General features: G+C 38.8%; 12 protein-coding genes and 2 tRNA genes. 2 read left to right on the top strand and 12 right to left on the bottom strand.

Features of this window, described 5'->3' with window-relative positions:
* The 3 genes from D8Q48_RS08975 to gnpA all read right to left on the bottom strand — a co-directional run bounded on the left by D8Q48_RS08975 (position 1) and on the right by gnpA (position 4,491).
* Entirely contained in the window at positions 1-879 is an 879-nt protein-coding gene (locus D8Q48_RS08975) for a sugar ABC transporter permease (RefSeq protein WP_118687897.1), read from the bottom strand.
* Positions 880-951: 72 nt separating this feature from the next.
* Complete coding sequence (locus D8Q48_RS08980; protein ID WP_117989997.1) at positions 952-2,259, bottom strand: extracellular solute-binding protein; 1,308 nt, start codon at positions 2,257-2,259, stop codon at positions 952-954.
* A 78-nt stretch (positions 2,260-2,337) separates the two neighbouring features.
* Positions 2,338-4,491, bottom strand: a complete 2,154-nt coding sequence (gene gnpA / locus D8Q48_RS08985) for a 1,3-beta-galactosyl-N-acetylhexosamine phosphorylase (protein ID WP_117989996.1) — start codon at positions 4,489-4,491, stop codon at positions 2,338-2,340.
* Between the two features lie 305 nt (positions 4,492-4,796).
* Between gnpA and D8Q48_RS08990 the strand changes: the two genes are divergently transcribed.
* On the top strand, positions 4,797-5,648 hold the full coding sequence (locus D8Q48_RS08990; RefSeq protein WP_117989995.1) for an AraC family transcriptional regulator: 852 nt from the start codon (positions 4,797-4,799) through the stop codon (positions 5,646-5,648).
* 63 nt (positions 5,649-5,711) lie between these two features.
* Here D8Q48_RS08990 and nrdD read toward each other — a convergent pair whose 3' ends face one another.
* The 7 genes from nrdD to D8Q48_RS09025 all read right to left on the bottom strand — a co-directional run bounded on the left by nrdD (position 5,712) and on the right by D8Q48_RS09025 (position 12,038).
* A complete protein-coding gene (gene nrdD / locus D8Q48_RS08995; protein ID WP_121056319.1) occupies positions 5,712-7,928 on the bottom strand; it encodes an anaerobic ribonucleoside-triphosphate reductase in 2,217 nt (738 codons plus the stop codon).
* Between the two features lie 138 nt (positions 7,929-8,066).
* Positions 8,067-8,357 (bottom strand): GIY-YIG nuclease family protein, encoded by a 291-nt coding sequence (locus tag D8Q48_RS09000; protein WP_117989993.1) that lies wholly within the window; start codon positions 8,355-8,357, stop codon positions 8,067-8,069.
* A 169-nt stretch (positions 8,358-8,526) separates the two neighbouring features.
* Positions 8,527-8,598 (bottom strand) — tRNA-Asn (locus D8Q48_RS09005).
* A 46-nt stretch (positions 8,599-8,644) separates the two neighbouring features.
* Positions 8,645-8,717 (bottom strand) — tRNA-Ala (locus D8Q48_RS09010).
* 69 nt (positions 8,718-8,786) lie between these two features.
* Positions 8,787-9,605: a CvpA family protein gene (locus tag D8Q48_RS09015; RefSeq protein ID WP_117989992.1), complete on the bottom strand. Its 819-nt coding sequence runs from the start codon at positions 9,603-9,605 to the stop codon at positions 8,787-8,789.
* Between the two features lie 9 nt (positions 9,606-9,614).
* Positions 9,615-10,808: a DUF5711 family protein gene (locus D8Q48_RS09020; RefSeq protein ID WP_121056321.1), complete on the bottom strand. Its 1,194-nt coding sequence runs from the start codon at positions 10,806-10,808 to the stop codon at positions 9,615-9,617.
* 60 nt (positions 10,809-10,868) lie between these two features.
* Positions 10,869-12,038, bottom strand: coding sequence for a LysM domain-containing protein (locus tag D8Q48_RS09025; RefSeq protein WP_117989990.1), 1,170 nt, complete (start codon positions 12,036-12,038; stop codon positions 10,869-10,871).
* A 239-nt stretch (positions 12,039-12,277) separates the two neighbouring features.
* Here D8Q48_RS09025 and D8Q48_RS09030 point away from each other — a divergent pair, with 239 nt between their 5' ends.
* Entirely contained in the window at positions 12,278-12,796 is a 519-nt protein-coding gene (locus D8Q48_RS09030) for a phosphohydrolase (RefSeq protein ID WP_243116263.1), read from the top strand.
* Between the two features lie 56 nt (positions 12,797-12,852).
* On the opposite strand, the gene D8Q48_RS09035 is transcribed toward D8Q48_RS09030, so the two are convergent.
* Entirely contained in the window at positions 12,853-13,791 is a 939-nt protein-coding gene (locus D8Q48_RS09035; RefSeq protein ID WP_022075417.1) for a transketolase family protein, read from the bottom strand.
* Complete coding sequence (locus D8Q48_RS09040; protein ID WP_117989989.1) at positions 13,779-14,615, bottom strand: transketolase; 837 nt, start codon at positions 14,613-14,615, stop codon at positions 13,779-13,781. The genes D8Q48_RS09035 and D8Q48_RS09040 overlap by 13 nt, the downstream gene beginning before the upstream one ends.
* Between the last annotated feature and the right edge of the window lie 68 nt (positions 14,616-14,683).

The raw sequence follows: 14,683 nt of genomic DNA on the forward strand, positions 1-14,683 counted from the left end.
TTAGTCACGTTTATCACCTACTTTCATCTGAATTGCAGACAGAATTGCTACCATTATAAGAATACATACAGACAATGCTGCTGCATAATTAAATTTCGGTGTCTCCACAAAGGAAATATTGTAGATATAATGCGCCAGTGTCATTGTTGACTTACCAGGACCTCCGGCAGTCAAGTTCATAGACTCGTCAAACAACTGCAATGTTCCTGAAGTTGACATAATTGCTGTCATAAGGATTGTCGGCTTCAAAAGTGGAATCGTAATCTTTATAAACTGCTTAAATGGTGTTGCTCCGTCGATATAGCTTGCCTCATATACGGAATAATCAATATTCTGTAATCCTGCAAGATAAAATACCATGTTATAACCTGTCCATCTCCAGATTAAGGCTATAATAATTACCCATCGTGCCGGCCATGTGCTCTGGAACCAGTCAACAGAAGATAACCCAATTGCTGTAAGCACTCGATTCACAACTCCATCCGGAGCAAACAAAGACTTAAATATCATAGAATAAGATACAAGTGATGTTGCACAAGGAAGGAAAATCAATGTACGGAAAATACCTTTTCCTTTAATTTTCGGGCTATTCAAAAGCTGCGCCAGGATCAGAGCCAAAACAAGCATGATCGGAACCTGGATTACAAAATAAAAGATTGTATTAAACAAGCATTGTTGAAATGTTTTATCCTGAAAAACTCTGGCGTAATTTGATACTCCAGTAAACACTCCCCCCGTTTTTCTAAAAGAAAGCAGGATTGCCTGTGCCATTGGATAAAAACAAAATACAAATATTAAAAGTGCTGCCGGAAGCAGAAACGCCCATCCGGTAAGATTATACTTTTTTTCTAAAGTTAATTTTGTTTTCTTTTTTTCCATATTTTTCTCCTAAAACAGAACCGGGAACGCAATACTGCACTCCCGGCACATTCTGTTTTTAATCGTTGATGATTACTCACCAATATTAAATTCTACTGTATCCTGAGCGTTCTTGATTTCGCTGTCAATGTCAGCGCCATTCTGAACAACATTTGTGATTGCATCTGTTAATGCACTTCTAACATCTGAGTAGTATGCACCATAATCGATTCCCGGAACCTTTCCGGCAAACTCTACTATATCTTTGTATACAGCCTGTCCAGCATAGAAATCAGATGTCTCATTGTAAACTTCAGACTTTGCTGCCGGTAAGTAACTTGCGATTGCTCCGGCGTTTGGAAGAAGGTCGTCATACAACTCTACACTTTCGCCAAATGTTGTCTTAAGGAAGTCATATGCAAGATCTGTGTTTTTGCAGTTAGAAGATACTGCCCAGCTTGCTCCACCACAGTTTGCGTAGTTTGTAGCACCATCAACATCATCAAGTTTAGGCATGTTTACGATTGCCCATTTTCCAGCCTGATCTTCAGCTGCCTGGATAGAAGACATAATCCAGCATCCCTGGATAACACCAGCTGCTGTTCCCTTGTTCATAGAAGCGATATACTGATCCCAGTCAGTGTAATCAACCATGATTCCTTCGTCGATGAGCTGTTTGTATGTCTCGATTGCTTTCTTAAGAGCTTTGTTATTAACTAAGTCAACTTTTCCGTCTACCATCGGAGAAGCACCTGCTGACTGAAGCATCTCGATAATAATTTCAGATCCGCCTGAGCTTGTAAGCATTGGAACATTGTTTGTTTCAACAACTTTTTTAGCTTTTGTCATAAAATCTGACCATGTTGTATCTTTGAAATCATCTACTGTAAATCCGGCTGCCTCAACCATGTCTTTACGGATTGCCATGATTGTAGCACCATTATCAAATGGAACACCATAGTTCTTTCCATCTACAGTAGAATCAGCCAATTTACCTGCTGAAAACTCTTTGAAATCAATTCCTGAGTCTGTTAACTCTGTAAAGATTCCAGGATAGTTTGCAACGTTTTTGTGGAATGAATAATCCTGCATCAGGAAAATGTCTGGCAATGTGCTGTAATCATCAGCCTCAGCTGCTGTGATCAATGCAGTCTCGATATCTGAATATACTTTTTCCTGAATATCCAGTTTGAAATCCGGGTGATCTTTCTGATAGATTGCCTCCGCCTGTTTCATAGCGTACACATTAAAGTTTGGATCCCAGCACCATACGCTAAGTGTTTCTTCCTGTGATGCATCATTTTTTGCATCTTTGTTGTCGTCAGCCTTACTTCCGCATCCTGCAAGTACAGATACTGACATTGCTGCTACTAAAAGCACGCTCAATACTTTCTTTTTCATACCTTTTTTCCTCCTTATACATGAAAAGTACTGCTTTATAAAATATGAAATGCATACCCTGCCTTTCATAAGTTATCTTTATTCAACATCGTCTACCCAACGCATCTCACCTGGCTCTAAGTCCAGTTCATACACACATTTTCCATTGATATATACATCTGTGTGCTGCGCTTCTGATGAGTTATTAATAACTGCAATCTTTTTGCTTTTTGGGAATACAGTTACTTCTGTATCAACATTTGTTACATAGTAACGCTTCATCTCTTTTTCCATACCTGCTGCATAGTAAATGGCACGGAGAAGAATTCTGCAGTTCTGTGGAGAATATGGAAGACCTGCAAAGTATACACTGTGTCCTTTACCATATTCATTAACAACCAGCTGGCTGTATTCTCCATCCATTGCAAGGATTTGATAGTTTTTACCCTGTGCATAGATGCGGCTTGTTCCCTCACCGAAATCTACCTCACCATCAATATCTTCTAAGATAAAGTGATTTGCATCCATCTCATTATATTTATCTGTATTGAGAGAGAAACACATCTCACGATCCACACCAAGTACATCAGATAACTGGAAGAATCTTCCCTGATGCTGATAAGCTGTCGGCTCACCAACTCCGATGAATCCGCCTCCTTCATCAACAAAACGACGAATACTTGTTACAACAGCTTCATCAATCCAGTTTTCCGCTCCACTAAATGCTGTATATGCATCACCTACATTAATGATTACCCCTATATCCTCCGGGATACCATTTTTCACATCATCAAAGGAAATAAATTCAACTTCGAACGGCATTCCGCTTAAACACTCCAACACGCCTTCGGCTGAATAAGTCTCTCTATGCCAGATTGCATGATGTACCTGGTTGGACATCCATTTTCTCTGGCCACCCCAACAGTTGAGGATTGCAACCTTAAATGGTGCTACATAGGAAGGTGTTCCCTGCATATTTTCATGAATCTGACGGAATTCTGTAACAACATTCTGAATCTCATCAATAAATCCAGGCCAGTTGCTTGCGAGCTTTAAGTATCCGCCATATCCGATTCTGTCTAATGGTGAACGAAGAAGTGCTCGTCTTGCTTTTCTCCAGTTATCTCTTGCTTCCCCGATTGGGTCTCCGCCTTCGCAGAATACATCCGGGAAGAAATATGGTAAAAGACGTCCTTCTGTATAATCAACTCCCTTGATATCAGAAATCATACGGAGTGTCACACCACTTCCAACAGAACCTACAACCGCATCCAATCCGATTCCTGCAAAATATTTTCCGTAAGGTTCTGTTCCAATCCAATGATCTCCAAGGAACATCATTGCTTCCTTTCCATAAGAATGCACGATATCAACCATTTCTTTAGCAAGTGCACAAACTTCTATCTGCTGGAATTCGATAAAATCTCGGAATTGTTTGCTCGGCACACGGAACATACTATTGTGATATCCCTGATCTACGATATATTCCGGACGGAATTTATATCCTGCCCATTTCTCAAACTTCTCTAAAATATATGGACTTACGCTTGCGCTGTATCCAAACCACTCAACATACTTCTCTCTCTTCTGATCATCAAAAGTTAATGTAAATTGATGGAAAAATGTTGTAAATCGTACTACATCTATCTCTGGGTTCTCTTCACACCATCTTTTCAATTTCTCCTTTACATACTTCTGTGTTTTTGGCTGTCTCACATCATATGTTAACTGGTGAGGTGTATCTTGCCAATCATTTGTAATAAAGTTATACATATGTACCGGATCCCAGATAAGGAATGCCAGAAAACTTACTGTATATTCATGATATGGCTTTGTCTGAATCTCAACCTCTCCCGAAGATTCATCAAATTCCCATTTATCTGTAGGAACAATTTCACCTGTTGTTCGATCGATCACTTCCCACCAGCGTTTTGGATCATCTAAAGTATTCACCTTAAGCTGCTCTGTATGGAATCCTTCCATTAATCGGATGCGAAGTGTTTCGCCTCTTGCCGTTACACGATTACTGATCAAATATTCCTGCTGAATCTCTTCCGGATTCGCACTCGCCCACTCATTATCTTTTCTTGTTGTATAATAAGTTGCATATTTCTTAACTGGTTCTGATAAAAGTGCTTCCGGCATCTCTGTTCCGTCACAGTCTCTTAAAGCATCCGCTCCCAAGAGATTTTTTAATCGTATTGTTTCATCAATGACATCTGCATCCGTCGGCAGCGTCAGTCTTCCTGTCATCAATATGCTTCCCTCCAAATAACTTATATATTGTTTTTCATTTGATAGCTAAAGTATACCGATTCCCCAAATTGATATCAATTTCTTTATTGCTCGATTTGTTATATTTTTTGCTATTTCTCCACTAAAATACTGTTTTTTCTTGTTTATTTATGTATAATATGTTTAACAAGCTGTTTCATCTCAATAATTTTTCGTCTTTTTTACAAATTTATTTTAAGATTATTGCTTTTTTTATATATGATATATAAAATTTGTTCAATCCAAAAATTTACGTAACGGCTATAATGAAGAGGTATTTATCTATGAGCAACGAATTTATTAATCTCGGTTCTACGAAGAACCATGAAGATTTTCAGCTTCGCTATATTTCTTTTTCAAAGTACGAAGGTGATTGGCAGTCCTTGCCACATACCCATCAATTTTCAGAACTTTTCTATGTTCTCCATGGAGAGGGTGTTTTCTATATAGAAAATGAAAAAATCTCTGTGAAAACGGATGATTTAATGATTATTAATCCTAATGTAGAACACACAGAGAGGACCCTTCCTAACAATCCTATGGAATATATTGTATTCGGTGTCGAAGGTCTTGCTTTTTCCTTTACAGATTCAGAGCAAGAAACACCAAAAGGGTATAGCTTCTATAGTTATGGTTCTGATAAGAATCAGTTTATAAATTTTGCTCAATTGATGATGCATGAATTTGAAAATAAAAAACAGGGATTTGAAAAGGTATGTCATGGATTGTTGCAGGTTCTTTTAGTATATATTTCCAGGAAACAGAATCTCTCCGTTATTTCAGATTCATCTTTCCATCTTTCAAAGGAATGTGCACTTGCCAAACGATACATTGATATAAATTACTCCCAAAACATCACTTTAGACTCTTTGGCTGAAATTACACATATCAATAAGTTTTATTTAGCCCATTCTTTTACTGAGTGTATCGGTCAATCACCCATCAACTACTTGGCAAATAGGAGAATCGAAGCGTGCAAAGAACTTTTAACGACATCTGATCTGTCTGTAACGCAGATTGCTTCCAGTGCCGGATTTTCTTCCCAGTCCTATTTTTCACAGCTTTTTAATAAGAAGGTAGGGATGTCACCACGACAATATCGGAAATTGTATTCAAATAAAGGAAATAATAAATAAAGGGTGGCTTTTCATTCGCCACCCTTTTAATTTTCCCCACCAAATTGGTGTATTTTTTTGATTTTATTTGTACTCCGGATTTGTATGATTAGATAAATGCAATACTCTGTCTTTAATCTCCTGTGTACGTCCCTGATTCCAGAACTGTGTTCCGATATATCCACATGTTCTGCGGGCTACCGACATCTTTGACTGGTCACGATTTCCGCAGTTTGGGCATTCCCACACCAGTTTACCGGAATCTTCCTCTATAATCTTAATCTCTCCGTCATATCCGCAACATTCACAATAATCACTCTTTGTATTCAACTCTGCATACATGATGTTTTCATAAATAAACTTCATAACAGCTAATACTGCCGGAATGTTGTTCTGCATATTCGGAACTTCCACATAGCTGATTGCACCACCCGGTGAAAGCTTCTGGAATTCAGCTTCAAATTTCAATTTACTAAATGCATCAATCTCTTCTGAAACATGCACATGATAACTATTTGTAATATAATTCTTATCTGTAACTCCCGGAATAATTCCAAAACGCTTCTGCAAGCATTTTGAGAATTTATAAGTTGTAGACTCCATCGGAGTTCCGTAAATAGAATAACTAATATGCTCAGCCGCTTTCCATTCATTACATTTATCATTCAAATGCTGCATAACTTTAAGTGCAAATGGTTTTGCTTCCGGATCTGTATGTGATTTACCATACATTCTCATACACATCTCATAAAGTCCTGCGTATCCAAGAGAAATCGTTGAATATCCATCATATAATAATTTATCGATTGTCTCTCCTTTTTTCAATCGTGCGAGTGCACCATTCTGCCACAAGATCGGAGCGACATCAGAAATTGTCCCCTTCAAACGCTCATGTCTGCAGCGAAGTGCTCTATGACATAATTCAAGACGTTCGTCCAGAATCTTCCAGAATTCATCCATATCTCCGTTTGAAGAACATGCTACATCTACAAGGTTGATGGTAACAACTCCCTGATTAAATCGTCCATAAAACTTATGCGAACCGTCTGCATTGAGCTGGCTATCTTCAACCGTAAGGAATGAACGGCATCCCATACATGGATAAACTTCACCTTTTTTCAGTTCCTTCATAATCTTTGCGGAAATATAATCCGGAACCATTCTCTTTGCTGTACACTGTGCAGCTAACTCCGTTAAGTGCCAGTATTTTGAATCTTCTGTAATATTATCTTCATCCAGCACGTAAATCAGTTTTGGGAACGCCGGTGTAATCCATACACCTTTCTCGTTCTTTACGCCTTGCATTCTCTGGATCAATACCTCTTCAATAATAGTAGCCAGATCATCTCTTGTCTTACCTTCCGGTACTTCATCCAGATACATAAACATCGTTACAAATGGTGCCTGGCCATTACATGTCATCAATGTAATAAGCTGATACTGGATTGTCTGAATACCGCTTCTTACTTCATCACGAAGTCGGCGCTCTGTCACTTTATCAATAATTGTCTCATCTAATACTTCGCCACATTCTTTACGCTCTGCAATAACATTTGCACGGATTTTCTTTCGGCTAATGTCAACAAACGGCGCCAAATGTGCCAGTGTGAATGACTGTCCACCATACTGGTTACTTGCAACCTGTGCAACAATCTGTGTTGTCACGTTACAAGCTGTAAAAAAGCTGTGTGGTTTCTCAATCATAGTTTCACTGATCACTGTACCATTCTGAAGCATATCTTCCAGGTTGATCAAATCACAGTTGTGTTCTCTCTGCGCAAAATAATCTGTATCATGGAAATGGATAATCCCCTGCTCATGTGCCTGCACAATTTCTTCCGGCAGTAATACACGTCTTGAAAGATCCTTGCTGACCTCTCCCGCCATATAATCTCTCTGTGTTGAGTTGATTACCGGATTCTTGTTAGAATTTTCCTGTTTAACTTCTTCGTTGATATGATCCAACAATGCAAGAATGCCGTTATCTGTTGTGTTGGACTTTCTCTTCATCTCACGTTTATAACGATAGCGCACATACTTCTGTGCCACTTCATATCCTCGCATCTCCATGATGCCGGTCTCAACAAGATCTTGAATATCCTCTACATTCACTGCATGTGTAGATTCTTCTACTTCTTTTGCAATCTTATCTGCAATTGCTGAAATCTGGAAGATGTTAATCTGATGGAGATTATCAACTTCTTCATTCGCCTTTTCAATTGCATGTGTAATCTTGGAAATGTCGAAAGATACCTCTTTTCCATTCCTTTTTATTACTTTTGTCTTTACTTCTGGGCTCATCACAATCTCCTCCTGTTACTATATATTCCGTTCTATACTTTTTTCATACACTATATCTTGTGTGAAGTGTCTGAATCTATCATACATCATCTTGCCCAGAAAAGGAAGTACAAATTTAAGCCTTTTCTTCTCTCGTTTTCAGACAATTTCATTTTTTGGCTCAACCAGTAGGGTTTGAGCTACTTTATTTTTACCAGATATCAATTGTATTTTTTTTATACGTGATAATTGCTTGACAGCATATTCTCGTCGCATCGCTTCTTCTTTTGTATCAAAAGTCTCATAATATACCAATTCTACAGGACATCTGCTTTTTGTATACTTTGCCCCTTTTCCCGCATTATGATCCTTTATCCGTTTTTCCAGATTGTTCGTCCATCCGGTATAAAAACTGCCGTCTTTACATTTCAAAATATAAGTATAGTTCATATTTCTTTTTTCCCTTTAAATGCCGGGAACAGCTTCTGCTCCCGGCATTCTTTCTTTGCGCACTAGAGAGTATTCTACACCATACATTGTTTATAATGCAAGTCCAAGTCTGAGTTTTATTAAATCTGCACAAAAAGACGCAGACATTACTGTCTGCGTCTCATCTGAACTCCCCGAGTTGGGTTCGAACCAACGACCCTTCGGTTAACAGCCGAATGCTCTGCCGCTGAGCTATCGAGGAATACCTATATTCAATTTATCCCAGTATCAATTGATACTGGGATAAGTGGAGAATACGAGATTCGAACTCGTGACCTCCTGCTTGCAAGGCAGGCGCTCTCCCAACTGAGCTAATCCCCCATAACATTGTTTTGTCCTACAACTTCTATAGGATAACATAATCCTATAAAAGTTGTCAAGACAATTTTTTTAAAATGACAGTAATTTTGTTAATAATGGATTCATCTGATACAATCCCATCAGAACCGGACTTTTCTCTATCAACTCAAAACATTGTTTACCCACATCTGTTGAATAGATCAGTGTCAGCACAAGAAACAGAAGCCAAACAATCACCAGAGCGACACCCAGTCCCAGCACTCCGCCTCCGCAATGATTCAGAAAGCCCAGCATCGGCAGCTCGCCTATAATGTCCACCGCCACCATCAGTGCCCGCACGATCACAAATGTCAATACAAATGTAACCAAGAATGATAGTATCTTTATCACCATTCTTGAGATATACTCTGCAACATAATTTGGGAATTTAGACACACCCAGTTCATCATAAATTTCCGAATTATTATTTTCCAACAAAGCAGTCTTTAAGAACGATGGCAAATTTGATTTTTCAATCAGGCTGATTTGTTGGTCCTTCGGAATTTCTCCAATAACATTCAAAATATCATCTGTTGTGATCCCGATTCTCTTCCAGTCCTCATTTGCAATATTTTGCAATGTATCATCATCAATATTTGCAAATGGTGTCCCTGTCAAATCCTTTCCCTCGAAAATAGAACCCGACACCTCCGGCATAAACGATTCTACACACTTCTTTTCTATCATTTCATCTATCGGAGTATATTTTGCCAATGCATCTGCCACATATGGGGATAAATACATCATAATCACAATTGTAAGAACCGATGACAATAATGATAATCCAATTTTAAAAAATCCTCTTATATATCCCACTGCAATGCACAGTAAAAATATTACCCCTACAATAATCAACAACCAGTTATCCATATTTTTCTCCTATCGTACCAGATAAACCACACGCAATTCATTTGTCCCCATCACCCAGTATTTATTAATTCCATTTGCCGGAATGACTGATAAAATATTCATTCCCAAATCCTTATTAACCCTCTCTACACCTGTCTTTGTGATAACACAGTATCTACTGCCTTCATACATAATAATCTCGCTTCCGGTCATGCTGACATTACTATATTCACCTTTTATGTCTTTACACATGATCTGCTTTCCTGCCTTGTTATACAAACACACTTCATAACCGGTTTTATCTTCTTTCAACAAAATGAAACCGATATATTTTGATGTGTGAAAGGTACTCTGGATTTCTTGCTTCAACGTAACTTCTTTCTTTTTCTTCGGAACATCCTTACCTGAATAGATTATAAAAGAATGATCGGAAACAACCACAAGATTGGATTTATCCATAAAATAAATTTCCGGCATAATCTCTTCATCATATTCTTTCTGACTGACGATATGATTTGTTTTATTCTTACCTTTTTCTCCGAAATTGTAACAAATCACTTTTGATTTGAGGCTTCCGCTTCCTGTATCCAGATAAGTCACTGCCAGCACTGTACCGTCTTCGGACATATCCAACGCTGTCGGATATCCGAGACTGCCTACCGAAACTTCATTTTCCACCAGAATATTACCAGAAGAATCATAAGTCACTATATACGGTGTATTCCCGTTCTTCAAAATTATGCTTATAACACCTTGATTTGAAATAGAAATCTTTTCAACCGGCAATGTCGTCTCAAATTCCCCTTTTAATCCTTTACGGTCAAAAATCTGAACTGAGTTTCCTCCGCAATCAGCAATTGCAAACACTTTTTTATTTACATCAATGATTGGATTTTTAAATTGTCCTGACTGAATCCACAACTCCTTGTTCTTATGATTTAGATATGTCACACCATTTCTGCTATAACGAACAATTCCATTATGAAATGCAACATATTGATTGTTATCTGACGATGTCTTCGTGTAAGATGCGGCTTTATAAACCTTTGAATATGCGTGTTCTGTTATAAGCATATAAGTTCCGGCCACTACCATAATAAGAAAAAAGAGAATTGTTGCATTTCTCTTTGCCCGGGCAGTCCGGTATTTTCTTGTCAAACGGTTTATTTCTTCCATTGACAATGGCCCCGCCGCCTTCAGTGTAGATTTTCTCTTTCGTGCCATATTATACTTACCTCTTAATATATTTTTCCAACGCTTACTAACGCTCATTATAGCATGAAGTTATGGCAATAGCAATTTTTGTCCGATATAAATCAGGTTACCGTCCTCAAGTCCATTCATTCTACAAATAGCATCTACATGTCCTACATCCCCATACATTTTCCGACTGATAATTGCCAGTGTATCGCCCTGCTCTACCACATAAATTCCATCTGAACCATTTACCTGTGTATCGCCTGACACCGTTTCTGTACTTTCTTCCCATGCTGTTTTTACTTCATTATTTTGATTTGGATTTTCTTTTGTTTCTTCTTTCTCTGTATCTTCAATATTTCCTGCTTGTCCCTGCTCACTATTATTCTGTTTTGTATCTGTCTTTTTCGCTTCTTCCTTCGCAGCTTCTCCTGTTACCGCAGTTACATTTCCGCTTGTTTCTGCCACCTCTTCACCGGCAGAATCTTCTATTCCTGCTCTTTCTCCAAGTGTAACCTGTGCTGCCTTCATTTTACCAAAGTTATTGATCATGACCGCCCCCATCACAACAACAAGAAGAATAAGACACGCACTTACTCCTTGCATGATACGATTTGTGTAAACTTTCTTTTTTCGTTCCCCCGTTTTGGTGTGCACAATATTTCGAAAATCCTTCGCTGCCTGATCTTCCACAGTTTCCGTGGGAGACATCCCATTTTTCTTTCTATTTGCAATCATATAATCCTGCATACAAGGATTTTTTTCATAATAGGTATAATGTCCTGCAATCTCCATAAGATCATTGAATTTATGCACATAATAAGCTTCCTCTTTTTCTGCCGCATCTTTCATGATAAATACTGTATTCTTTTTCGGAAATGATTTTTTATGTAAACGCAAAGTATTGTTTGATACTGTTAATTCTATATTGGCCTGCGTCACAAACCATCCCAGTAATTCTCCGTTTTCAAAAAATTCTTTACAATCTTCATAGGCTTGTTTCCAGGTTTCTTCATCTATCACAAACCCGGATTCATCTGTTTTAAGATCATGCATCTGAATTGCCCCATATATATAGACATATTCTTCTTCCTTTGTCTTTTGCATGTCTCCGACAAGAAATGCACCGATTGGTGTTTCTCCTGCTTTCTCGCATAGTTGGGTAAAAAAAGTATCTACATAATCTTCCACATATATTTTAGGTGTATCACTTACATTTCCGATCTGACGTACGTTTTTTGGTATCTGTCTTTCCATTTCTACTCACCTCTGCTATATTTTTTGCAGGTATACCAGCGCGCACTGTAATTTGGCATCCCGCAGATTGTCTAAAGAACAGGAATCCGTTCCACATTGAACACTCAAAAGAATAGCACCTTGGAAATGTATGATTTTATCATTTTCTGTCAGGAGAATTCGACAAATAAATAATGGGGTTACTTTATCTTGTCAGAAGTGCTATGATAATTTCAGAATTTGGAAATCTGGTGATTAAAATGAAATTAAAGAATAAATTATTAGATCAGCTTCACAAAGAAGCATTGTACGATCCTGTTGACTTAAAAAAGGAATGGGGTGAAGATTTTTACGAATGTATCAGAGATATTGCAGAACATCCTGTTGTCCTTCGCATGAAATTATACCCTCATCACGGACACACTAACTGTTATGAGCATTGCCTGCATGTAGCCTATTATAATTATGTGGTGTGCCGTTATTTTCATCTGGATGCCCGCTCTGCTGCCCGCGGCGGTATGCTCCACGATTTATTTTTGTATGACTGGCATACTCATGCCCAGAAGACCGGTGAACGTTTTCACGGAATCCACCATCCCAAACATGCCTATCGACATGCAAAAAAATTCTTCAACCTGAATCCGATTGAAGAAGATATCATTCTTGCCCACATGTGGCCGGTAACAGTTTTAAAAGTACCAAAAACAAAAGAAGGCTGGATCACCACTTTGACCGATAAATATTGCGGGGCTCTGGAGACCGGACAGGGACGGAGTTAGGCGGCTTTTTCTCATACGAAAAAGCCGCCTAACTCCGTCCCTGTTCGGTTCTTATCTTAGCAGAAAGCTTTCACTTTCTCATAAATTCCATCTGTATCCAAACCATATTTCTTAAGCAGTTCTAATGCCGGTCCGGATTCTCCAAACACGTCATTCACACCAATCTTCAGAACTTTTGTTGGAGCTTTCTCTGAAAGCACATCACATACTGCACTTCCAAGTCCGCCGATTACAGAATGTTCTTCAACTGTAACTACTTTACCTGTCTCTTTTGCTGCTGCAACGATTAAATCTTCGTCCAGAGGTTTGATTGTATGGATATTGATTACTTTCGCTTCAATTCCTTCTGCAGATAATCTTTCTGCCACTTCCAGACAATTTGCAACCGGCAGTCCGCTGGCTACGATTGTAAGGTCTTTTCCTTCACGAAGAACAACACCTTTACCCATCTCAAATTTGTAATCTTCTCTATCATTGATAACCGGCACCGCCAGACGGCCAAATCTCAAATAAACCGGTCCTTCATACTCATAAGCAGCTTTTACAGCAGCTCTTGCTTCTACATCATCAGATGGATTAAGAACAACCATTCCCGGAATTGAACGCATCAGTGCGATATCTTCGTTACACTGGTGAGTTGCTCCGTCCTCTCCTACAGAAATTCCTGCATGAGTTGCTCCGATCTTTACGTTTAAATGTGGATATGCAACAGAGTTACGAATCTGCTCAAATGCACGTCCGGCTGCAAACATTGCAAAAGAACTTGCAAATGGAACCTTTCCCGCTGCTGCCAGTCCTGCTGCTACACCTACCATATTGCCTTCTGCGATACCACAGTCAATATGTCTCTCTGGAAATTCTTTTTTGAACACACCAGTCTTTGTTGCTGCTGCCAGGTCGGCATCCAGAACAACTAAATTGTCATGTTCTTTACCAAGCTCAACTAAAGCATTACCATAACTATCTCTCGTTGCGATCTTCTTTACTTCTGACATAATGCTTCACCTGCTTTCTCTAAATCTTCCATTGCGATCTTATATTCTTCATCGTTTGGAGCTTTTCCATGCCAGCCTACTGCATTCTCCATGAAGGAAACACCTTTTCCTTTTGTTGTCTTTGCAATAATTGCTGTCGGCATTCCCTTTGTCTCTCTTGCTTCTTTCAAAGCTGCTGCAATCTCATCCATATCATTACCATTAATTGTAATTACATGGAAATTGAATGCTTCGAATTTCTTATCAATTGGATATGGAGAGTTTACCTCTTCAATTGTTCCGTCAATCTGTAAATTATTATTATCTACGATCACAACCAAGTTGTCCAGTTTACGGGAACCTGCGAGCATAGATGCCTCCCATACCTGTCCTTCCTGAATTTCACCATCTCCAAGAAGTGTATATACACGATAATCTTCATTAGACAATTTTGCAGCAAGTGCCATACCTACTGCGGCTGAAATTCCCTGTCCAAGTGAACCAGATGACATATCTACACCCGGGATATGTTTCATATCCGGATGTCCCTGCAGATAAGAACCTGTATGACGAAGTGTTTTCAAATCTTCTACAGGGAAATATCCTCTGTGTGCCAATGCAGAATACAATCCCGGTGCTGTGTGTCCTTTTGAAAGAACAAAACGGTCACGGTCTGCTTTCTTAGGTTCTTTTGGGTCAATGTTCATTTCTTCAAAATACAGATATGTAAAGATATCTGCTGCAGATAAAGATCCGCCCGGATGTCCGGCTTTTGCGCTATGTACAGCAGTCACGATTCCTTTACGGACTTCGTTGGCTGTTTTCATTAATTCTAATTTGTCCATGAGACTCCTCCTGATTTTTATGTTCATACATAACTGTATTATAATACAGCACAACTACAAACCGCAAG

Origin of the sequence: Ruminococcus sp. B05 (genome assembly GCF_003628495.1) — a bacterium.
Classification (GTDB): domain Bacteria; phylum Bacillota; class Clostridia; order Lachnospirales; family Lachnospiraceae; genus Schaedlerella; species Schaedlerella hominis.

Excerpts from the sequence above, each read along its gene's own strand:
- D8Q48_RS08975 (WP_118687897.1), bottom strand. The coding sequence starts at position 879 with ATGGAAAAAAAGAAAACAAAATTAACTTTAGAAAAAAAGTATAATCTT.
- D8Q48_RS08980 (WP_117989997.1), bottom strand. The coding sequence starts at position 2,259 with ATGAAAAAGAAAGTATTGAGCGTGCTTTTAGTAGCAGCAATGTCAGTA.
- gnpA (WP_117989996.1), bottom strand. The coding sequence starts at position 4,491 with ATGACAGGAAGACTGACGCTGCCGACGGATGCAGATGTCATTGATGAA.
- D8Q48_RS08990 (WP_117989995.1), top strand. The coding sequence starts at position 4,797 with ATGAGCAACGAATTTATTAATCTCGGTTCTACGAAGAACCATGAAGAT.
- nrdD (WP_121056319.1), bottom strand. The coding sequence starts at position 7,928 with ATGAGCCCAGAAGTAAAGACAAAAGTAATAAAAAGGAATGGAAAAGAG.
- D8Q48_RS09000 (WP_117989993.1), bottom strand. The coding sequence starts at position 8,357 with ATGAACTATACTTATATTTTGAAATGTAAAGACGGCAGTTTTTATACC.
- D8Q48_RS09015 (WP_117989992.1), bottom strand. The coding sequence starts at position 9,605 with ATGGATAACTGGTTGTTGATTATTGTAGGGGTAATATTTTTACTGTGC.
- D8Q48_RS09020 (WP_121056321.1), bottom strand. The coding sequence starts at position 10,808 with ATGGCACGAAAGAGAAAATCTACACTGAAGGCGGCGGGGCCATTGTCA.
- D8Q48_RS09025 (WP_117989990.1), bottom strand. The coding sequence starts at position 12,038 with ATGGAAAGACAGATACCAAAAAACGTACGTCAGATCGGAAATGTAAGT.
- D8Q48_RS09030 (WP_243116263.1), top strand. The coding sequence starts at position 12,278 with ATGAAATTAAAGAATAAATTATTAGATCAGCTTCACAAAGAAGCATTG.
- D8Q48_RS09035 (WP_022075417.1), bottom strand. The coding sequence starts at position 13,791 with ATGTCAGAAGTAAAGAAGATCGCAACGAGAGATAGTTATGGTAATGCT.
- D8Q48_RS09040 (WP_117989989.1), bottom strand. The coding sequence starts at position 14,615 with ATGGACAAATTAGAATTAATGAAAACAGCCAACGAAGTCCGTAAAGGA.